19 protein-coding genes and 1 riboswitch are annotated in these 21,698 nt (G+C 54.1%); of the genes, 6 read left to right on the forward strand and 13 right to left on the reverse strand.

Going from position 1 to position 21,698, the window contains the following annotated elements:
* Nucleotide 1 precedes the first annotated feature (1 nt).
* From mraY to leuO, 11 genes are all read right to left on the reverse strand, one after another.
* Nucleotides 2–1,084, reverse strand: coding sequence for a phospho-N-acetylmuramoyl-pentapeptide-transferase (gene mraY, locus C3708_RS09395; protein ID WP_095280770.1), 1,083 nt, complete (start codon nt 1,082–1,084; stop codon nt 2–4).
* The gene (gene murF, locus C3708_RS09400; protein ID WP_095280769.1) at nt 1,078–2,436 is read right to left on the reverse strand and encodes a UDP-N-acetylmuramoyl-tripeptide--D-alanyl-D-alanine ligase; all 1,359 of its coding nucleotides are present in this window, start codon (nt 2,434–2,436) and stop codon (nt 1,078–1,080) included. Before murF ends, mraY begins: the two co-directional genes overlap by 7 nt.
* Complete coding sequence (gene murE, locus C3708_RS09405) at nt 2,433–3,920, reverse strand: UDP-N-acetylmuramoyl-L-alanyl-D-glutamate--2,6-diaminopimelate ligase (RefSeq protein WP_103949132.1); 1,488 nt, start codon at nt 3,918–3,920, stop codon at nt 2,433–2,435. Before murE ends, murF begins: the two co-directional genes overlap by 4 nt.
* The gene (locus C3708_RS09410; RefSeq protein WP_095280767.1) at nt 3,907–5,673 is read right to left on the reverse strand and encodes a peptidoglycan glycosyltransferase FtsI; all 1,767 of its coding nucleotides are present in this window, start codon (nt 5,671–5,673) and stop codon (nt 3,907–3,909) included. The genes murE and C3708_RS09410 overlap by 14 nt, the downstream gene beginning before the upstream one ends.
* A gap of 15 nt (nt 5,674–5,688) precedes the next feature.
* Entirely contained in the window at nt 5,689–6,054 is a 366-nt protein-coding gene (gene ftsL / locus C3708_RS09415; RefSeq protein ID WP_095280766.1) for a cell division protein FtsL, read from the reverse strand.
* The gene (gene rsmH, locus C3708_RS09420; protein WP_095280765.1) at nt 6,051–6,992 is read right to left on the reverse strand and encodes a 16S rRNA (cytosine(1402)-N(4))-methyltransferase RsmH; all 942 of its coding nucleotides are present in this window, start codon (nt 6,990–6,992) and stop codon (nt 6,051–6,053) included. Before rsmH ends, ftsL begins: the two co-directional genes overlap by 4 nt.
* Nucleotides 6,993–6,994: 2 nt before the next feature.
* Nucleotides 6,995–7,453 (reverse strand): division/cell wall cluster transcriptional repressor MraZ, encoded by a 459-nt coding sequence (gene mraZ, locus C3708_RS09425; RefSeq protein WP_103949133.1) that lies wholly within the window; start codon nt 7,451–7,453, stop codon nt 6,995–6,997.
* Nucleotides 7,454–8,053: 600 nt separating this feature from the next.
* Nucleotides 8,054–9,058, reverse strand: a complete 1,005-nt coding sequence (gene cra / locus C3708_RS09430; protein ID WP_103949134.1) for a catabolite repressor/activator — start codon at nt 9,056–9,058, stop codon at nt 8,054–8,056.
* Nucleotides 9,059–9,237: 179 nt separating this feature from the next.
* Nucleotides 9,238–9,729 carry an acetolactate synthase small subunit gene (gene ilvN / locus C3708_RS09435; RefSeq protein WP_006173870.1) on the reverse strand — a complete coding sequence of 164 codons (492 nt, stop codon included), beginning with the start codon at nt 9,727–9,729 and terminating at the stop codon, nt 9,238–9,240.
* Nucleotides 9,729–11,453 (reverse strand): acetolactate synthase 3 large subunit, encoded by a 1,725-nt coding sequence (gene ilvI, locus C3708_RS09440; RefSeq protein WP_103947097.1) that lies wholly within the window; start codon nt 11,451–11,453, stop codon nt 9,729–9,731. The genes ilvN and ilvI overlap by 1 nt, the downstream gene beginning before the upstream one ends.
* 386 nt (nt 11,454–11,839) lie before the next feature.
* Nucleotides 11,840–12,784: a transcriptional regulator LeuO gene (gene leuO / locus C3708_RS09445; RefSeq protein WP_095280761.1), complete on the reverse strand. Its 945-nt coding sequence runs from the start codon at nt 12,782–12,784 to the stop codon at nt 11,840–11,842.
* Between the two features lie 633 nt (nt 12,785–13,417).
* Here leuO and leuL point away from each other — a divergent pair.
* The 5 genes from leuL to leuD all read left to right on the forward strand — a co-directional run bounded on the left by leuL (nt 13,418) and on the right by leuD (nt 18,277).
* Nucleotides 13,418–13,504: a leu operon leader peptide gene (gene leuL, locus C3708_RS24050; protein WP_103947098.1), complete on the forward strand. Its 87-nt coding sequence runs from the start codon at nt 13,418–13,420 to the stop codon at nt 13,502–13,504.
* 91 nt (nt 13,505–13,595) lie between these two features.
* On the forward strand, nt 13,596–15,167 hold the full coding sequence (leuA, locus tag C3708_RS09455) for a 2-isopropylmalate synthase (RefSeq protein WP_095280760.1): 1,572 nt from the start codon (nt 13,596–13,598) through the stop codon (nt 15,165–15,167).
* Entirely contained in the window at nt 15,167–16,258 is a 1,092-nt protein-coding gene (gene leuB / locus C3708_RS09460) for a 3-isopropylmalate dehydrogenase (RefSeq protein ID WP_095280759.1), read from the forward strand. The genes leuA and leuB overlap by 1 nt, the downstream gene beginning before the upstream one ends.
* A 2-nt stretch (nt 16,259–16,260) precedes the next feature.
* Nucleotides 16,261–17,661, forward strand: a complete 1,401-nt coding sequence (gene leuC, locus C3708_RS09465; RefSeq protein ID WP_095280758.1) for a 3-isopropylmalate dehydratase large subunit — start codon at nt 16,261–16,263, stop codon at nt 17,659–17,661.
* Between the two features lie 10 nt (nt 17,662–17,671).
* Nucleotides 17,672–18,277 carry a 3-isopropylmalate dehydratase small subunit gene (gene leuD, locus C3708_RS09470; RefSeq protein ID WP_095280757.1) on the forward strand — a complete coding sequence of 202 codons (606 nt, stop codon included), beginning with the start codon at nt 17,672–17,674 and terminating at the stop codon, nt 18,275–18,277.
* A gap of 75 nt (nt 18,278–18,352) precedes the next feature.
* Here the strand turns inward: leuD and C3708_RS09475 are convergent, their stop codons facing one another.
* A complete protein-coding gene (locus C3708_RS09475; protein ID WP_103949135.1) occupies nt 18,353–19,531 on the reverse strand; it encodes a sugar efflux transporter in 1,179 nt (392 codons plus the stop codon).
* Between the two features lie 120 nt (nt 19,532–19,651).
* Entirely contained in the window at nt 19,652–19,804 is a 153-nt protein-coding gene (gene sgrT / locus C3708_RS09480) for a glucose uptake inhibitor SgrT (protein ID WP_095280755.1), read from the reverse strand.
* Nucleotides 19,805–19,891: 87 nt separating this feature from the next.
* On the opposite strand from sgrT, the gene sgrR reads away from it, so the two are divergent.
* Nucleotides 19,892–21,547, forward strand: coding sequence for an HTH-type transcriptional regulator SgrR (gene sgrR / locus C3708_RS09485; RefSeq protein WP_103949136.1), 1,656 nt, complete (start codon nt 19,892–19,894; stop codon nt 21,545–21,547).
* Nucleotides 21,548–21,583: 36 nt separating this feature from the next.
* Nucleotides 21,584–21,684: riboswitch (TPP riboswitch) on the forward strand.
* Nucleotides 21,685–21,698: the final 14 nt, after the last annotated feature.

Raw genomic sequence — 21,698 nt, forward strand, 5'->3', positions numbered from 1 at the left:
ATTAACGTACCTTCAGCGTGGCCAGGCCAATCAGGACCAGCATCAGCGAAATAATCCAGAAGCGCACAATGACGCGCGGTTCTGGCCAGCCTTTCAGCTCATAGTGATGGTGAATCGGCGCCATACGGAAGATGCGCTGACCGCGCAGCTTGAAGGAGCCGACCTGCAAAATCACCGAAAGAGTTTCAACCACAAACACGCCGCCCATGATCACCAACAGGAACTCCTGACGCAGCAGTACAGCGATGATGCCGAGCGCCCCGCCCAGTGCCAGCGAACCGACGTCGCCCATAAAGACCTGCGCCGGATAGGTGTTGAACCATAAGAAGCCGAGGCCAGCACCGACAATCGCCGTGCAGACGATCACCAGCTCACCGGCATGACGCAAATACGGAATGTGCAGGTAACTGGCAAAGTTCATGTTACCGCTCGCCCACGCCACCAGCGCAAAACCACCGGCCACAAAGACGGTTGGCATAATCGCCAGGCCATCCAGGCCATCGGTCAGGTTCACGGCGTTGCCGGTACCGACAATCACGAAGTAGGCCAGCAGGATGTAGAACAGACCCAGCTGTGGCATCACGTCTTTAAAGAACGGCACCACCAGCTCAGTGGCCGGAGTATCTTTCCCTGCCAGGTAAAGTGCGAAGGCTACACCCAGCGCAATGACCGACATCCAGAAGTATTTCCAGCGTGCAATCAGACCTTTAGTGTCTTTGCGAACAACTTTGCGATAGTCATCAACAAAACCGATAATCCCGTAGCCGATGAGAACGGTCAGAACACACCAGACGTACGGGTTTGACGGATAAGCCCACAGCAGAACGGAGACCACAATGGCGGTCAGGATCATGATCCCGCCCATCGTCGGCGTGCCGCGTTTGCTGAAATGCGATTCCGGACCGTCGTTACGCACGACCTGGCCAAAAGAGAGTTTTTGCAGACGGGCGATCATGCGCGGGCCCATCCACAATGAGATGAACAGCGCGGTCAGCAGGCTGACGATGGCGCGAAACGTCAGATAGGAAAAGACGTTAAAGCCTGAATAATATTTGACCAAATGTTCGGCCAGCCAAACTAACATGTTCCGTTCTCCTGTAATGCGTGCACAACCTCTTCCATGGCGGCACTACGTGAACCTTTCACTAAAACCGTCACAATTTGGTGTTCTTCTACCAGTGTTTTAAGGCGCGTAATCAGCGCCGATTTATCAGCGAAATGTTCACCGACGCCACTCGCCTGGCTAATCGCCTGGCTCAAGGTTCCGGCGCTCAATACACGATCAATTCCTGAAGCTTTCGCCGCTTCGCCGACCTGGATATGACAGGCTTCGCTCTCGACACCCAGTTCTGCCATATCGCCCACGACCATCACGCGATAGCCCGGCATTTCTGATAGCACTTGCACTGCGGCGGTCATGGAACCGACGTTGGCATTGTAGGAGTCATCCAGTAGCAGCTTGTTTTCCGCCAGTTGGACCGGGAACAGACGTCCTGGTACTGCTTGCAGATTTGCCAGACCCGTTTTGATCGCCTCGTGCGTGGCGCCGACCGCCATCGACAACGCGGCAGCGGCCAGGGCATTAGCGATATTGTGGCGGCCCGGCAGCGGGAGTAAAACATCAACGCCACCCGTTGGGGTTTGCAACGTAAATTCGGTGCCGTGCGAGGTCACATGGATATTGGTCGCCGTAAAGTCGCTGTTGGCGGCATTTGGCGAAAAACGCCAGGTTTTGCGCGAGCCAATCACCTCTTTCCAGTTCAGCCAGTCGTTGTTATCGGCATTCATGATGGCGATGCCGTCTGTCGGCAGACCGGTGTAAATCTCACCTTTGGCTTTCGCCACGCCTTCCAGCGAACCAAAACCTTCAAGATGTGCTGCAGCCAGATTGTTGACTAACGCCGCTTCCGGACGCGTCAGACCGACGGTCCAGGCGATTTCGCCCTGGTGGTTGGCGCCTAATTCAATCACGGCGTAGTCATATTCTTTGGTCAGACGCAGCAGCGTCATTGGCACACCAATGTCGTTATTCAGGTTGCCTGCGGTGTACAGCGTGTTGCCACACTGGCTCAGGATAGCCGCCGTCATCTCTTTTACGGAGGTCTTGCCAGAAGAACCGGTCAGCGCGACTACGCGTGCCGGAACGTGCTGACGAACCCACGCCGCCAGCTCACCGAACGCCAGACGGGTGTCTTTCACCACAATCTGCGGCAGGTCGATATCCAGCTTGCGGCTGACAAGCAGTGCGCCCGCGCCGTTTTCTTTCGCCTGGTCGGCAAAATCGTGCGCATCAAAGCGCTCGCCTTTCAGCGCCACAAACAGACAGCCCGCGGTGATTTTGCGGGTGTCGGTCGTGACGGCATCAATAGTCAGATCCTGACCCTGCAGCTCACCCTTGAGCACAGAAGCAGCCTGGCTTAGCGTTAAGCTAATCATGCCACCACTCCCAGCAGACGGGCCGCGGTAACGCGGTCGGAATAGTCGAGACGACGTGCACCGACAATCTGGTAATCTTCGTGGCCTTTACCGGCCAACAGCACCACGTCGTTCTCTTTAGCCTGCATGATGGTGTTCGTGACCGCTTCAGCGCGGCCTTCCACCACACGTGCGTGGCCCGCATCAATCATGCCGGCGAGAATATCGTTGATGATCGCACGCGGCTCTTCGGTACGCGGGTTGTCGTCGGTCACAACAGGAATATCCGCGAACTCTTCGGCAATCGCCCCCATCAGTGGGCGTTTACCTTTGTCGCGATCGCCGCCGCAGCCGAAGACACACCACAGTTTACCCGTGCAGTGCAGACGCGCCGCTTGCAGCGCTTTTTCCAGCGCGTCCGGGGTGTGGGCATAATCAACCACTACCGTCGGTTTGCCCGGCGCGGTAAACACTTCCATACGCCCACAAACAGGTTGCAGACGCGCGGCGGTTTTCAGCAGATCCGCCAGCGGGTACTCCAGCGCCAGCAGCGTTGCCAGTGCCAGCAGTAAATTGCTGACGTTAAATGCGCCCATCAGGCGGCTTTCAATTTCGCCTTCGCCCCAGTTGGAGTCAAAGCGGATCGTCGCGCCGCTGTCGTGGTACTTCACGTCCGTAGCTTTCAGCCAACGGCCATGACAGTTCGGATTAATATGGTCTTCCATCGACACCGCAACCGCATCCGGCAGCTTAGCCAGCCAGCGACGACCCACTTCGTCATCAGCGTTAACAATCGCCTGGCCGCAGAGGTGCGTGGAGTACAGCAGCCATTTCGCCGCTTCGTAGCTTTCCATATCGCCGTGATAATCGAGGTGATCGCGACTCAGGTTGGTGAATACCGACGCCGCAAATTTCAGCGCGGCGACGCGATGCTGGACCAACCCGTGAGAAGAGACTTCCATCGCGGCAAAGGTTGCGCCCTGCCCTGCCAGACCCGCCAGCACGTGCTGCACGTCGACCGCAGAACCGGTGGTATTTTCCGTTGGATTCACTTTGCCCAACAGACCGTTACCGACGGTACCCATCACCGCGCTGGTTTCGCCCAGCAGTTCGGCCCACTGCGCCATCAGCTGCGTGGTGGTGGTTTTACCGTTGGTGCCCGTCACGCCAACCAGACGCAGCTGGTCAGAGGGTTCATCATAAAAACGTCCCGCCAGGGCGGAAAGACGCTCATTTAACTGGCTGAGATAGATGACCGGAACACCGTGCATTTCACGGACTTCACCATCGGTTGCTTCATCTTTTGCCTCAGCAATAATGGCAGCTACACCTTGCGCTATCGCCTGCGGGATATAACGACGCCCGTCCGCCTGATGACCGACTACCGCTACAAAAAGATCGCCCGATGCAGCCACACGGCTGTCGAGTACCATCTCTCGCAGTGCCCGCGCAGGTAGCGATTGCACCCACGGAGCAAGAAGGTCGCGCAAATTACGATCTGCCACCTGTTCCCTCGCCTTGATTAGTTACGAATTCATTTTTATCGCCCGTGGCCAGCGCATCAGGTTCGATGTTCATGGTGCGTAACACACCGCCCATGATGGCACCGAACACTGGCGCGGAAACGGCGCCGCCGTAGTATTTACCCGCCTGTGGATCGTTAATGACGACCACCAGCGCAAAACGCGGATTACTGGCAGGCGCAACGCCTGCGGTATAAGCAATGTATTTGTTGATGTAGCGGCCATCTGGCCCCACTTTTTTCGCGGTACCGGTTTTAATCGCGATGCGATAGCCTTTGATGGCGGCCTTCACGCCACCGCCGCCCGGCAGGGCGACGCTTTCCATCATATGAACGACGGTACGCACCGTCGCTTCCGGGAAGATTCGCTCCCCCGGAACCGGTGGATCAACTTTGGTAATCGACAGCGGGCGATAAACGCCATAGCTGCCAATCGTTGCATAGACTCGCGCTAACTGTAACGGCGTTACCATTAGCCCATAGCCGAAAGAGAAGGTGGCCCTCTCTATGTCAGACCACCGTTGTTTTTGAGGATATAAGCCACTGCGTTCTCCGACCAACCCCAAATTGGTCGCCTTTCCTAGCCCAAAACGTGAGTAAGTATCTACCAACGCTGAGGACGGCATCGCTAACGCCAGCTTAGAAACACCGACGTTACTCGACTTCTGCAAAACCCCCGTCAGGGTCAATTCGCTATAACGCGCCACGTCTTTGATTTCATGGCCGTTGATTCGGTAAGGTATGGTATTCAGAACGGTACTTTCATTGACGATACCGCGCTGAAGTGCGGTCATCACCACCATCGGTTTAACGGTAGAACCAGGCTCAAAGACGTCAGTAATGGTGCGGTTACGCATGACATCTTTCTGCGTGCCGGTCAGGTTGTTCGGGTTATAGGACGGGCTGTTGGCCATCGCCAGCACTTCGCCGGTGCTGACATCCACCAGCACGGCGCTGCCGGATTCGGCTTTGTTGAAAGCCACGGCGTTGTTCAGTTCACGGTAGACCAGCGCCTGCAGGCGCTCGTCGATGCTCAGCGCGAGGTTGTGCGCGGCCTGGCTGTCAGTTGAGGAGATATCCTCGATAACGCGACCGTAGCGGTCTTTACGCACCACGCGTTCACCTGGCTGGCCGGTCAGCCATTTATCAAAGCTTTTTTCGACCCCTTCAATCCCCTGGCTATCCACGTTTGTAAAACCAATGAGGTGAGCGGTCACTTCTCCCGACGGGTAATAACGGCGTGATTCTTCGCGCAGATGAATGCCCGGCAGTTTCAATTTTTTGATGTAGTCGGCCATGTCAGGGTTCACCTGACGCGCCAGATAGATAAAGCGTCCTTTCGGGTTAGCGTTCACGCGAGCCGCCATCTGATCGAGCGGCATTTTTAGCGCATCGGCCAGCGCTTTCCAGCGGTTATCGAGCGTCACACCACCCGCATCATGCAGCTCTTTCGGGTCGGCCCAGATCGCTTTCACCGGCACACTCACCGCCAGTGGACGACCGGAACGATCGGTTATCAAACCGCGTGATGTCGCCACTTCCTGGACGCGCAGGGAGCGCATGTCCCCCTGACGCACCAGCATGTCAGGGGCGATAATCTGCAACCACGCCGCACGACCCAGCAGGAAAACCAGCGCCAGTAAAATACAGCCACAAAGCAACGCAAAACGCCAACTCACAAAGTTGGCTTGTTCTTCCTGACGTTTCGGTTTTTGCGTTTTCGCCGCTGCTCTCATGCGTCGCGTGTTCCCTTATTTTTGTACTACGATATTTTCCTGAGAAGGATCAACATGCTGCAATTGCAGCTTTTCCGTTGCGATCCGTTCAACCCGGCTATGATCGCCGAGCGCGTTTTCTTCAAGAATCAAATTTCGCCATTCGATATCCAGCGCATCACGTTCCAGAACCATCTGTTCGCGCTGCGCGGTTAATAAACGGGTATGGTGTGCGGTGGTCACCACCGTCACAGCCGTCACAATAATGCAAATGAACAGGCAGAGTGGCAGCTTCCCAAACCGCAAGAGATCGTCGCCGATCACGCCAGGCAAGGCATGGCGCTCGTTGCTTCCTAACGATCCTTTAACCTTGCTTAAGGTCTCTGCTACTCTGCCGATCATGCGTTCGTCCTTTCTGCAATACGCAGCACTGAACTACGGGCACGTGGATTCTCTGCCACCTCTTCTTCGCCCGGCATCATCTTGCCTAATGCTCGCAGCTGACGACCGCCCAGTTTCCTGAGTTGTTCTTCCGTCATCGGCAGCCCAGCAGGGACTTGAGGACCGCGGCTTTGCTCACGCATAAAGCGCTTCACAATACGGTCTTCCAGCGAGTGGAAGCTGATGATGGATAAACGCCCACCGGGGGCCAGTACGCCGAGCGAGCTTTTTAGCGCCTGCTCTATCTCCTCCAGTTCACTGTTTACCCAGATGCGCACCGCCTGGAAGGTACGGGTCGCAGGATGTTTGAATTTGTCTTTGACCGGCGTGGCCGCCGTAACAACTTCTGCCAGCTCTTTAGTGCGCGTCATCGGTTCGATGCGGTTACGCTCAACGATGCCGCGCGCAATGCGTTTGCCGAAACGCTCTTCGCCGAAGGTTTTAATTACCCACGCAATATCCGCTTCGTCAGCAGTTTGCAGCCACTCGGCAGCAGACTGACCGCGCGTCGGGTCCATACGCATATCCAGCGGCCCGTCACGCATAAAGGAAAAACCGCGTTCTGCATCATCAAGCTGTGGAGAAGAGACGCCAAGATCGAGAAGGATTCCGTCGATCTTGCCCGTCAGGCCGCGCTCAGCGACATAATCAGCCAGCGCAGAGAAAGGTCCGTGGACGATGGAAAAGCGTGGATCATCGATAGTCTTCGCCACGGCAATAGCCTGCGGATCGCGATCGATTGCCAGTAAGCGACCTTCCGCTCCCAGTTGGGAGAGGATCAGACGCGAGTGACCACCGCGACCAAATGTTCCATCGATATAGATGCCATCAGGACGAATATTCAGGCCGTTGACGGCCTCATCCAGTAGCACCGAAGTATGTTTAAAATTTTCCATCATATTTATAGAGACAAGTCCTGCAATCGATCCGACAACACTGCGGATTCTGACTGCTCAGCGTCGATATCTTCCTTGACCTGTTGATACCAGGTCGTTTCATCCCACAGTTCAAACTTATTGAACTGCCCGACCAGCATCACTTCTTTCGTCAGACTGGCATGTTGCCGCAACACAGGCGCTATCAATAATCGCCCTGCATTGTCCATCTGACATTCACTGGCATGTCCCAATAACAACCGCTGCACGCGGCGTTCCTGCGGGTTCATGCTCGACAGTCGCGACAGCTTTTGCTCAATAATTTCCCATTCGGGCAAGGTGTAAAGCAGCAGGCAGGGGTGGTTGATGTCAATGGTGCAAACCATTTGACCAGAAGCGTTTTCGATCAGCAGATCGCGATATCGGGTTGGTACCGATAAACGTCCTTTGCTGTCGAGATTAACTAACGCCGCCCCACGGAACATGCCAGCTTCACCCCTTATCACCACTTTAACCCACAAATTCCCACATAAAGGAGTTTACGGAGCGAAGGAAAAGCTTGTCAAGCCAGGACTGCCGCGATATGGGTCTGGAAGACCCCTATTTACAGACATAACCCAACTTGATTAATAACTGCACAACTGGCGAGGCAAAATTAACGTCATGAATATTTGTAAGAAAAAAAACAAACAGGCATACGGGCGTTAAATTTCACTTCATATCATCAGAGGCAAATATAAAGTGTCAGTTTGCGACGCGGACGGCATTTTAAGACATTACGCACAGGGATGACAGCGCCAGATGCAGCCCAGAAGCGTGAAGGCACAAGACCTGGCGCGCAGGCTGGAGTCAATGAGGAAAAAACGGCTGATATTTCAGCGAGAGAATGGTCTTTGTAACAAAACAATACAAAAAATAGTGATGACTGTTGCCGAAATAACCTTAAAAAGACCGCGAAGAACGCAAAATGAAATAAGAAGAATAGCAGGCTATGAATCTTAAAGAATTATCCTAATTTTGGTCAGGTTATTATTTAGCGTGATAATGAGAAACAATCAGGGCAGTCAACTGCCCTGATAATTCAATTAATGACGGCTCAGCACACCACGGCGGTACAGATTACGTTTGATACGCGTCAGCCCAAGTTTTGGCCTGCGCGGCTCATCAAGGCTCGCCAGCACAATTTCCAGTACACGCTCCGCTACGTCACGATGACGCTGAGCAACGGCCAGAACCGGACATTGCAGGAAATCGAGTAATTCGTTATCGCCAAAAGTGGCAATAGCCAGCTCAGAAGGCAGTTTCCCTTCACGACGCAGCGTAACGTCCATCACCCCCTGAAGCAGAGCAAAAGAAGTGGTGAACAACGCCTGCGGCATCGGATGAGTCTCAAGCCATTTCTCAAACAGCTGTGCAGCGGCTTCGCGCTCGTAGCTATTGGCATACAGATAATGCACTTCGCGCGGATCGTCTTTCCAGGCGGTACGGAACCCCTGCTCGCGCAAGAAGCTAACGGACAACTCCGGCAACGCGCCGAGATAAAGCACGGTTTCCGCCGGGAAAGTGCGCAGCTCGGCGGCCAGCATCTCAGCATCGTCCTGATCCGCACCCACTACGCTTGTGAAATGCTCGCGATCCAGTGCACGATCCAGTGCGACGATCGGGAACGAGCCATTCGCCCAGCGCTGATAGAAAGGATGCTCTGGCGGCAGAGAGGTGGAAACAATAATCGCATCAACCTGGCGTTGCAGGAGATGTTCAATGCAACGCATCTCGTTATCCGGCTGATCTTCCGAGCAGGCGATCAACAGCTGATAGCCACGCTGGCGCGCCTGACGTTCGAGATAATTCGCAATGCGGGTATAGCTGGTGTTCTCAAGATCCGGAATCACCAGACCAATAGAGCGAGTGCGCCCGGCACGTAACCCAGCCGCGACGGCGTTCGGATGGTAGTTATGCTCGCGAACCACCGCCATGACTTTTTCAACGGTTTTGTCGCTAACACGGTACTGCTTTGCTTTACCGTTAATCACATAGCTCGCCGTAGTTCGTGACACGCCGGCTAGCCGGGCGATTTCATCCAGTTTCACAATTGCCCCTTAAACGAAATAAAAGAGTCCATGGCCTTGTCAGGTTTATGGTTATATCTTTTAACATCTAAACGCAGAATAGTCCTTGCGGCAACCGCTTTTCTCTCAGTTAGGCTGCGTTTAGGCAAAAAAAGCCCGGCTTTGCAGACCGGGCTGAAAGAGGCGAACCTTTTTGGTCGTTAACGCATGATTTTATCACCGCGGGACAAGCCCACGATGCCTGAGCGAGCGACCTCAACAATTTTTGCTACATCGCGAACAGAAGCCAGAAACGCATCAAGCTTATCGCTGGTTCCGGCAAGCTGAACGGTATAGATAGACGGCGTGACGTCAATGATCTGCCCACGGAAGATATCCGTATTGCGCTTCACCTCTTCGCGCCCGTATCCGCTGGCCTGAATTTTGACCAGCATGACTTCGCGCTCGACGTACGCCCCCTGCCCTAATTCACTCACTCGCAGCACATCGACTAATTTATGCAGCTGCTTTTCAATTTGCTCAAGCACTTTTGCATCGCCGACGGTCTGGATGGTCATTCGCGACAACGTCGGATCGTCGGTCGGTGCCACGGTCAGGCTTTCAATGTTGTAGCCGCGCTGCGCAAAGAGCCCAATGACGCGCGATAACGCGCCAGATTCGTTTTCCAGGAGTACAGATAATATCCTGCGCATCAGGTTCTCTCCGTTTTGCTTAACCACATTTCATCCATACCGCCGCCGCGAATATGCATCGGATAGACGTGCTCCGTTCCATCGACGATCACATCCACAAAGACCAGGCGGTTGTTCCTGACGTGCTCCAGCGCTTCGCCGAGTTTTGCCTCCAGTTCATTTGGATCGCTAACGCGAATCCCCACGTGGCCGTAGGCTTCTGCCAGACGCACAAAGTCCGGCAACGATTTCATATAGGATTGCGAATGGCGTCCAGAGTAGATCATATCCTGCCACTGCTTCACCATCCCCAGATAGCCGTTGTTGAGGTTCAGCACCAGCACCGGAAGATCGTATTGCAACGCGGTGGAGAGTTCCTGAATGTTCATCTGGATACTGCCATCCCCGGTCACGCACACCACGGTTTGATCCGGCAATGCCAGCTTAACGCCCAGTGCCGCAGGCAGACCGAATCCCATGGTTCCCAGGCCACCGGAGTTAATCCAGCGACGCGGTTTATCGAATGGATAATAAAGGGCAGCAAACATCTGGTGCTGGCCCACATCGGAGGTGACGTAAGCCTCTCCTTTGGTCAACCGCCAGATCGTTTCGATCACCGCCTGCGGTTTAATGTGTTCACTCTGGGTGTCGTACTTCAGACACTGACGGGCGCGCCACTGCTCAATCTGCTGCCACCAGTCGCGAATATCATCCAGCGGCTGTGCAGGAACGTCCTGCGCCAGCAGCTCCAGCATCTGTTCCAGAACCTGAAGGGCATCGCCCACAATCGGCACATCGGCGGGAACCGTTTTGGAAATGGAAGTCGGGTCGATATCGATATGCAGCACTGTCGCATTCGGGCAGTACTTCGCCAGATTGTTGGTGGTGCGATCGTCAAAACGTACGCCGACGGCGAAAATCACATCGGAGTTGTGCATCGTCATGTTGGCTTCATAAGTGCCATGCATGCCTAACATACCCAATGCCTGGCGATGGGTAGCCGGAAACGCACCCAGCCCCATTAACGATGAGGCCACGGGTAAGTTTAATTTTTCGATAAGTTCGCGTAGCTGCGCGTGACAATGTGCATTTACCGCCCCACCGCCGACGTAAACCACCGGTTTTTTGGCGGCGATCAGCGTGTGCAGCGCACGTTTGATTTGACCTTTATGTCCCTGAGTCGTCGGGTTATAGGAACGCATGCTCACGGAATCCGGCCAGACGTACGGCAGCTTATTGGCCGGATTAAGAATATCTTTCGGTAAATCGACCACCACCGGGCCTGGACGACCGCTGGCCGCCAGCCAGAACGCTTTTTTCAGTACGCCCGGAATGTCTTCCGTTTGCTTGACCAGGAAGCTGTGTTTTACCACCGGGCGGGAGATCCCCACCATGTCGCACTCCTGAAAGGCATCGTAGCCAATCAGGGAAGTCGCAACCTGTCCGGATAAAATGACCAGCGGGATGGAATCCATATAGGCAGTCGCAATGCCCGTAATGGCGTTGGTGGCTCCAGGGCCGGAGGTGACCAGCACCACGCCCACTTCTCCGGTTGCACGCGCCAGGCCATCGGCCATATGTACGGCAGCTTGCTCATGGCGAACCAGTACATGATCGATACCGCCCACGGTATGCAGGGCATCGTAAATATCGAGGACCGCGCCTCCGGGATAGCCGAATACTTGCTTGACGCCCTGATCGATAAGCGACCGGACGACCATTTCGGCGCCAGACAACATCTCCATGGTTTGCCTCCAGGCTTCTTGTTGTTATAGACGAACCGAGAAATTCATTTCCTCGCCGTCTTACTTTCCAGGGTTTCCCCTGTCTGTCATTTTTGCAGAGTGACCTTCACCTTAACCGCTCCCTATGAGGCAGGCAATCAGCAAACGGAGGCGTGAAAATGAGGGTAAAAGCAGAATACACAGGCATTATGACAAGATATGGTGAATTCCACTGGAATAGACTTTTGTGATGATGATTCGTCGCTTAAAAAGGCATTGAACCAGTAATTCATCTATTTTTGCGTGGTAAAAAGCGAAAGGAAAAATTCAGAACAGCATAAAATACTGGTCGATAAAATAAATGCAGGATAAAGCGGATGAGTTACACCGATTTATCCTGATGGTGATTAACGCCGACAAACGCTTACCAATAGCTCTTCCATCCACTGATGGCCTTTATCTCGCCCTGCGGCTTCATGCCAGGAAAGATAACAAGTGCGGCTATTGAGTTTTAGCGGCAGCGATAATATTTGCAAATTCAATTGGGATGAGAACTCTTCCGCCAGCCAGCGAGGGGCAATAGCCACCAGATGCGTCTGCGAAACGATATTCAACACACTCACCATAGCCATTCCCTGATATGCCACGCTGGCCTGTTTATCCGGGGTGTCATACCACGGCTGGCTAAATGAAGCGTACCTGTCAAGGGCAACAACCGCGTGCTGCTCATTATACACGTCACTTTCGAGCAACGGCCCATTTATGCGCGGATGGGTTTTGCTGGCGACTAATACCATTTCATCTTTGAATAGCGGCACGCAGGAAAACTCTGGACGCCGAAACTCTTCATAACCCAGTACAAATTCCGTTTCCTGATAACGTAGCTGGTGCTCTGTATTCTGATTTAAGCAGGACTTAAATATCAAATTAATATTCGGCGCAATGGCTTCAACTTTATTATAAATAATAGAGGTCAGATAATTATCCAGTGGGCTGCATACACAAAGATGGAAAATACGCTCGCTGCTTAAAGGTTCGAAACCGGACCCAGGGAGCTCATTTTGCACCAGTTGTAATGCTTGTCGTACAGAAGCAAAAAGCTGATAAGCTCTGGCGGTCGGCTGTATACCCCGTCCATAACGCACGAACAGTTCGTCGTTAAACATCAGTTTAAGCCTTGCTACAGCATTACTCACAGCAGGCTGGGACATCCCCAGAGACTGTGCCGCTCGAGTGATATTCTGCTCCTGCATGACTGCATCAAAAACGGTTAATAAGTTAAGATCAACGGTGCGTAATTGTGGCCTGCTCCCTTCACTGGCGTGAGGCCGTTCATTTCTTTTTTCTAACATACCTAACTCCACTGTCACGCTACACTCCCTTTGCTTTAGTGCAGTAATAACTTTTAAAAATATTATTTATCATGCAGATAAAACCAGAAAATGAGAAAAGATTAAAAATCGGAATATTCAAAGGACTCACACTAAATAGCACATACAGGAACATACGCGATCACGCGATGAGAAATAAAAGTAATAAGTAAAACATTAGGATTCGAATGAAACCATAAATCCAATGAATAAACAATAAGCCTGCTGATAAACAAATATTTAAGTTTTATTAAACTATTCAACATGACTAACGACCACCGGTTAACATTTCATTATCATGGTTCCATATTCATTCACTCTTCACACCCCATGAAAACCTACAACTCTATGAATTTAATGAAATTAGAAATTATCAATCATTCGACCAGTCTTAAGGATAATTGAAACGAAATATATTAATTTCATTCCAAACATTTAATCAAAGTCCAAAATTAGACAATTTAAATAGCCACAGAGGCATAACCCAGCACAATACGCTAAAGCGTTCCGCTTATTGCTTTCAATGACTGTTGCTGTTTTTCACCTCAAGGGTTGACTTGAATCCGCATATCCAGTACCACTAAAAGCATAACGCATTCATCTGGAGCCTGATTCATGATTCGTACCATTCGCTTCCTCAGCCTACTACTACTAAACGCATCCACTTTGCGCGGTAGGCTGGCGGGCGAAATTCAACGTTGAATCGTCTCCAGTAAACAAAAAAACCCGCGCCACTGCGCGGGTTTTTTTATGCTCGTAGCAAGGCGCCCCAGGACAGACAAGGACCAAACCCATGAGCCAGCAAGTCGTAATTTTCGATACAACCTTACGTGACGGTGAACAGGCGTTACAGGCAAGCCTGAGCGTGAAAGAGAAACTGCAGATTGCGCTGGCCCTGGAACGCATGGGTGTCGATGTAATGGAGGTGGGTTTCCCGGTCTCCTCACCGGGTGACTTCGAGTCCGTGCAGACTATCGCCCGCACCATCAAAAATAGCCGCGTATGTGCTCTGGCTCGCTGCGTAGAAAAAGATATCGACGTGGCAGCAGAATCGTTGAAAGTGGCCGAAGCATTCCGAATCCATACTTTTATCGCCACCTCCCCGATGCATATCGCCACAAAATTGCGTAGCACGCTGGATGAAGTTATTGAGCGTTCGATTTACATGATCAAACGGGCTCGCAACTACACCGACGACGTTGAATTCTCCTGTGAAGATGCCGGTCGTACGCCAATCGCCGATCTGGCACGCGTGGTTGAAGCCGCGATTAACGCCGGTGCCACCACCATCAATATCCCGGACACCGTCGGCTACACCATGCCGTTCGAGTTCTCCAACATCATTACCGGCCTGTACGAACGCGTACCGAATATCGATAAAGCGATTATTTCCGTCCACACTCACGACGATTTGGGCTTGGCCGTTGGCAATGCAATTGCAGCCGTCCATGCTGGCGCACGTCAGGTAGAAGGGGCAATGAACGGCATCGGTGAGCGCGCCGGTAACTGTTCGCTGGAAGAAGTGATCATGGCGATCAAAGTGCGTAAAGACATCATGAATGTGCAGACCCGCATTAATCACAACGAAATCTGGCGCACCAGCCAGACCGTCAGCCAGATTTGCAACATGCCGATCCCGGCAAACAAAGCGATTGTCGGTACCGGCGCATTTGCCCACTCCTCCGGCATCCACCAGGACGGCGTGCTGAAGAACCGCGAAAACTACGAAATCATGACCCCGGAATCCATCGGTCTGAACCAGGTACAGTTGAACCTGACCTCCCGTTCTGGCCGCGCGGCGGTAAAACACCGTATGGAAGAGATGGGGTACAAGGAAAGCGACTACAACATGGATCACCTGTACGACGCGTTCCTGAAACTGGCCGATAAAAAAGGTCAGGTGTTCGATTACGACCTGGAAGCGTTGGCGTTCATCAACAAACAGCAGGAAGAACCAGAGCACTTCCGCCTGGACTACTTCAGCGTCCAGTCCGGCTCCAGCGACATCGCCACCGCCTCTGTAAAACTGGCCTGCGGCGACGACATCAAAGCGGAGGCCGCCAACGGTAATGGCCCGGTCGACGCGATTTACCAGGCCATCAACCGCATCACCGCCTATGACATCGAGCTGGTCAAATACGATCTCAGCGCCAAAGGCCACGGCAAAGACGCACTCGGTCAGGTCGATATCGTCGTCACCTACAATGGCCGCCGTTTCCACGGCGTCGGTCTGGCGACGGATATCGTTGAATCCTCCGCCAAAGCGATGGTTCACGTTCTGAACAACATTTGGCGCGCCGCCGAAGTCGAAAAAGAATTGCAACGCAAAGCTCAGAATAAAGAGAACAATAAGGAAACCGTGTAATGTCGAAGAATTACCATATTGCCGTGTTGCCGGGCGATGGAATTGGCCCGGAAGTGATGACACAAGCCCTGAAAGTCCTGGAAGCCATTCGCGCACGTTTCGCGATGAAAATCACCACCAGCCACTATGATGTGGGTGGCATTGCGATTGATAACCACGGCACTCCACTGCCGAAAGCCACCGTTGAAGGCTGTGAAAACGCTGATGCGGTCTTGTTCGGCTCCGTTGGCGGCCCGAAATGGGAACACCTGCCGCCAGCAGAGCAACCAGAGCGTGGCGCGCTGCTGCCGCTGCGTAAGCACTTCAAATTGTTCAGCAACCTGCGTCCGGCGAAGCTGTATCAGGGGCTGGAAGAGTTTTGCCCGCTGCGTGCCGATATTGCCGCCAACGGCTTCGACATTCTGTGCGTGCGTGAATTAACCGGTGGCATCTATTTCGGCCAGCCAAAAGGTCGCGAAGGCAGCGGTCAGCACGAGAAAGCGTTTGATACCGAGGTGTATCATCGTTTTGAAATCGAACGCATTGCCCGCATCGCCTTTGAGTCTGCGCGTAAACGCCGTCACAAAGTGACCTCCATTGATAAAGCTAACGTTCTGCAATCTTCGATTTTGTGGCGCGAAATCGTCAACGAAATCGCCAAAGAGTATCCGGACGTTGAGCTGGCACACATGTACATCGACAACGCCACCATGCAGTTGATCAAAGACCCGTCGCAGTTTGACGTGCTGCTGTGCTCCAACCTGTTCGGCGATATTCTGTCTGACGAGTGCGCGATGATCACCGGCTCGATGGGCATGCTGCCGTCCGCCAGCCTGAACGAAGAAGGGTTTGGTCTGTACGAGCCAGCGGGCGGTTCTGCTCCGGATATCGCGGGTAAAAACATCGCCAACCCGATTGCACAGATCCTGTCGCTGGCCCTGCTGTTGCGCTATAGCCTGAATGCGAACGACGCGGCAGACGCTATTGAAAGCGCCATCAACCGCGCATTAGAAGAAGGCATCCGCACCGGCGATTTAGCGCGCGGCGCGGCGGCGGTCAGTACTGATGAAATGGGCGATATCATTGCCCGCTATGTCGCTGAAGGGGTGTAATCATGGCGAAGACGTTATACGAAAAATTGTTTGATGCTCACGTGGTTTTTGAGGCACAAAACGAAACCCCGCTGCTGTACATCGACCGTCATCTGGTTCACGAAGTGACGTCCCCGCAGGCATTCGATGGCCTGCGCGCGCACAACCGTCCGGTTCGCCAGCCGGGTAAAACTTTTGCCACGATGGATCACAACGTTTCGACCCAGACCAAAGATATCAACGCGTCCGGCGAAATGGCGCGTATCCAGATGCAGGAGCTGATCAAGAACTGCAACGCGTTCGGCGTTGAGCTTTACGACCTGAATCATCCGTATCAGGGCATCGTCCACGTAATGGGGCCTGAGCAGGGCATCACCCTGCCGGGCATGACCATCGTCTGCGGCGACTCCCACACCGCCACCCACGGCGCGTTCGGTGCGCTGGCGTTTGGTATCGGCACCTCTGAAGTGGAGCACGTTCTGGCGACGCAAACCCTGAAACAGGGCCGCGCGAAAACCATGAAAATCGAAGTCAATGGCAAAGCGGCACCGGGTATTACCGCCAAAGATATCGTGCTGGCGATTATCGGTAAAACCGGTAGCGCAGGCGGTACCGGCCACGTCGTGGAATTCTGCGGTGATGCTATCCGTGCACTGAGCATGGAAGGCCGCATGACGCTGTGTAACATGGCAATTGAGATGGGCGCCAAAGCCGGTCTGGTTGCGCCAGACGACATCACGTTTAACTATGTGAAAGGCCGTCTGCACGCGCCGAAAGGCAAAGATTACGACGATGCGGTGCAATACTGGAAAACCCTGCAAACTGACGACGGCGCGACCTTCGACACCGTGGTGACGCTGCAGGCCGAAGAGATCGCCCCGCAGGTCACCTGGGGCACCAACCCAGGCCAGGTGATTTCCGTCAACGACAACATCCCCGATCCGGCCTCGTTTGCCGATCCGGTTGAACGTGCGAGCGCCGAGAAAGCGCTGGCCTATATGGGCCTGAAACCGGGCGTGCCGCTGACGGACGTGGCGATCGATAAAGTGTTTATCGGCTCCTGCACCAACTCCCGTATCGAAGATTTGCGCGCGGCGGCGGAAATTGCCAAAGGCCGTAAAGTGGCTCCTGGCGTGCAGGCGCTGGTGGTACCAGGCTCCGGCCCGGTAAAAGCGCAGGCGGAAGCCGAAGGTCTGGATAAGATCTTTATCGAAGCCGGTTTTGAGTGGCGTTTACCCGGCTGCTCCATGTGCCTGGCGATGAACAACGACCGTCTGAATCCAGGCGAGCGCTGCGCATCTACCAGCAACCGTAACTTTGAAGGCCGCCAGGGTCGTGGTGGACGCACCCATCTGGTCAGCCCGGCGATGGCGGCAGCGGCAGCTGTCACCGGTCATTTTGCCGATATTCGTGGTTTGAAATAAGGAGACAATCATGGCAGAGAAATTTACCCAACATACGGGCCGGGTTGTCCCGCTGGATGCGGCGAACGTGGATACGGACGCCATTATTCCGAAGCAGTTTTTGCAGAAAGTCACTCGCACCGGATTTGGTGCCCACCTGTTCAATGACTGGCGTTTTCTCGACGATGAAGGTCAGAAGCCGAATCCTGAGTTCGTCCTGAACTTCCCGGAATTTAAAGGCGCATCGATTCTGTTAGCGCGTGAAAACTTCGGCTGTGGTTCTTCCCGTGAACACGCGCCGTGGGCACTGACCGACTACGGTTTTAAAGTGGTGATCGCCCCGAGCTTTGCCGACATCTTCTACGGCAACAGCTTCAACAATCAGCTGCTGCCGGTGACCCTGAGCGATGAGCAGGTCGATGAGCTGTTCGCGCTGGTGAAAGCCAATCCGGGCATTTCGTTTGAAGTGGATCTGGAAGCGCAGGTGGTGAAAGCAGGTGAAAAAACCTACAGCTTTAAAATCGATGATTTCCGCCGCCATTGCATGATTAACGGTCTGGACAGCATCGGTTTGACCCTTCAACACGAAGAGTCGATTGCGACCTACGAAAACAAACAACCGGCGTTTATGCGTTAACGAAAAAGGCCCGCGAAAGCGGGCCATTTTGTTTGGTTTGTAGGCCGGGTAAGGCGAAGCCGCCACCCGGCAAAACTAAACATCCCTGACGCGCAACGTCAGCCCCAGCGTCACCAGCGATATTCCCGCAATCACCCAGTACACCGCAAAGTGACCGTAGCTCTGCGCCAGCGCCCCTTGAATCACCCCCGCCAGAATCACGCCGGTCGAAATACTGTTAGTGAAAAGTGTGGTGGCTGAACCCGCACGTCCGGGCATCAGATCCTGGAACCAGAGCATACCAATCCCGGCGACAATCCCGATAAAAATCGCATTAAACAACTGCAACGCCAGCAGCGCCTCGCGGGAATGGAACAGAATTAACCCAAGATAAAACAGCACGCCAGCCGCCACCGCGATCACCATCATCCGGCGCTTGCCAAAGCGTTTCACGTAATAGCCCGCGAGGATCATCGCTGGGATCTCCAGCCCGGCGGCGGTGCCCATCAAAATCCCCGCGAGCTTATCCGGCAGCCCCAGATCGCTACTGATCCACAGTGGCATATCGATGATGTACATAGTGTTGCAGGTCCACATCAGCGTCGAAGCGATAAACAGCATACGGACGTTTTTGTTACTCCAGCCGCTCACCTGGGTGACGGGCGTATCTGTAGCCTGTTCGACCCTGGCGACGGACGGCAATACGCACGCGATGAGCACCAGGCTGATGGCAAAAATCCCCGCCGCGATCGAGAACATCATCGTAAAACCGTAATTCAGCGCCAGCATAAAAGCCAGCGGCGGGCCAATGACCCACGCCAGCGAAAGCTGGGCACGCATCACCGAGCTGAACATCACCACTTCTCGCGCCGAGTTATCCGCATACTCACGCGCCAGCGCAAAGAGCTGCGGCATGGCGGTATTGGCGAGCGACGCCAGCAGCACACCGCAGGTGAGCAGCGTCAGATAGTGGCGGTTGAAAGCGAACAGCAGCGCGTTGCCGATGGCCATCGCGCAGCAAAAGAGGATTAGTTTGCGGCGATCGCCCTTGCTGTCAGAGCGTTTCGCCAGCGCAAGGCTAACCAAAATCCCGGCGATGGCGTTGACCGTATAAAACAGGCCCACCCAAAAAGGCTGTGCGCCCACTTCGCGACTCAGGAACAGGCTCAGCGTCGGCGCTTGCAGCGCACCCGCGACGCCCATCATAAAGGCCACCAGCATAAAAGCGGCATACACGCCGTTAAGGCGGCGGCCCATCGTCATCAACCAGAGCATGCGCAGTTCCTTGTCAAAGAGGAGCGAAATCAGGAGGCAGTGTAAACGAAAAAAGCCAGCAAAAACATTTTGCTGGCGGGTGATAAGCACCAATACTCAGTCACACATGATCGAGGCAAGTCAGCGGGAAGAGGTCGGATTCGTAACATCCCACTGCATCAGATCTTCGAGCATTTTCAGGCGCTGTTCTGCACACTGGCGGGCCAGCCAGGACACTCCTTTTGTCGCTGAAAAGTACTGCTGATAAAACTGACGTGCGGTAGACCTCTTCATATTCACCTCCTCACTTCATCGAAATCAATTATTGGCTTATTATGAGGAATAATAAATTGCTGATTTTTTGTCAGGAGTTCCCCTTTTATGCCGTCTGGTCGTCTGCAACAACAATTCATCCGCCTCTGGCAATGCTGCGAAGGCCAGCCGAAAGAGACCACGTTGAGCGAACTGGCAGAACTGCTGAACTGCTCGCGCCGCCATATGCGAACGCTACTCAACACCATGCAGCAGCAGGGATGGCTCAGCTGGGAGGCGGAGGCCGGACGCGGAAAGCGCTCGCGCTTAACCTTCCTTTATACCGGGCTGGCACTCCAGCAACAGCGCGCCGAAGACCTGCTGGAGCAGGACCGCATCGATCAGCTGGTGCAACTGGTGGGCGACAAAGCCGCCGTGCGCCAGATGCTGGTCTCTCATCTGGGCCGCAGCTTCCGCCAGGGCAAGCACATCCTGCGCGTGCTTTACTATCGTCCGATGAAAAACCTGCTGCCCGGCAGCGCCTTACGTCGTTCCGAAACGCACATGGCGAGACAAATATTTAGCGGCCTGACGCGTATAAATGAGGAAAATGGGGAACTGGAAGCCGATATCGCCCATCACTGGCAGCAATTATCCCCGTTACACTGGCGCTTTTTTTTACGCCCCGGTATTCATTTTCATCATGGCCGCGAGCTGGAGATGGACGACGTTATTGCCTCCCTGCAACGCGCCCGCGAGCTGCCGCTCTACTCCCACATTACGCACATTCACTCCCCTACCGCCTGGACGCTGGATATTGAGCTTTCCGAGCCAGACCAGTGGTTGCCGTGGCTGATGGGCCATATTCCGTCGATGATTTTGCCGCACGAGTGGGGGTCGATGGCGAATTTCGCCAGTCAGCCGGTAGGAACCGGCCCTTACGCGGTGACGCGCAATAATAACAATCAGCTGAAAATTCGTGCCTTCGATGACTATTTTGGCTATCGCGCATTGATTGATGAAGTGAATGTCTGGGTGCTGCCGGAGATCAGCGAAGAGTTCAGCCCCGGCCTGACGCTGGAAGGCCCGACCGACGGCGAAAAAGCGATCGAAAGCCGTCTGGAAGAGGGCTGCTACTATCTATTGTTCGATGCTCGCACCCACCGGGGCGCCAGCCCCGAAGTGCGCCAGTGGGTCAGCCAAATCCTCGCACCTGCCAATCTTATCTATCAGGCGGAAGATCAGCATCAGACCTACTGGTTCCCGGCCTACGGGCTGCTGCCGCGCTGGCACCACGCCCGTCCGGGGCGGTGCGAAAAGCCTGCCGGGCTGGAATCCATTACCCTGACCTATTATCGCGAACACGTTGAGCACCGGTTTATCGCCCGCATCATGAGTAAACTGCTGGCCGCGGAAGGGGTGGTGCTAGACATTCAGGAAGTGGAATACGACGAATGGCATCGCGGCGAAGCGGTGAGCGATATCTGGCTCAACAGCGCGAACTTCACCCTGCCGCTCGATTTCTCGTTATTCTCGCATCTGTATGAAACGCCGCTGATCCAGCACTGCATCGCCCGCGACTGGCAGCAAGACGCCGCCCAGTGGCGAGCGGGCGATATGAATCTGGCGGTCTGGTGCCAGCAACTGCTGGCCCAGCAGGCGATGGTGCCGCTGATCCACCACTGGCTAATGATTCAGGGACAGCGCAGTATGCGCGGCCTGCGCATGAACACCCTCGGCTGGTTTGACTTTAAATCAGCCTGGTTTGCGCCGCCGGAACCATAACACTTTCGTAATATTCACCAAATCATTACAATACCGCCGTTCTCAACGGGGTGCTGCATCAACGATGTGCGCTGAGATAATACCCGTCGAACCTGATCCGGATAACGCCGGCGAAGGGATTTGAGGCTGTCGCTCAAAATCCTTTGCCACT

The organism is Lelliottia sp. 7254-16, assembly GCF_002922995.1.
GTDB classification, from domain to species: Bacteria; Pseudomonadota; Gammaproteobacteria; order Enterobacterales; family Enterobacteriaceae; genus Enterobacter; species Enterobacter jeotgali.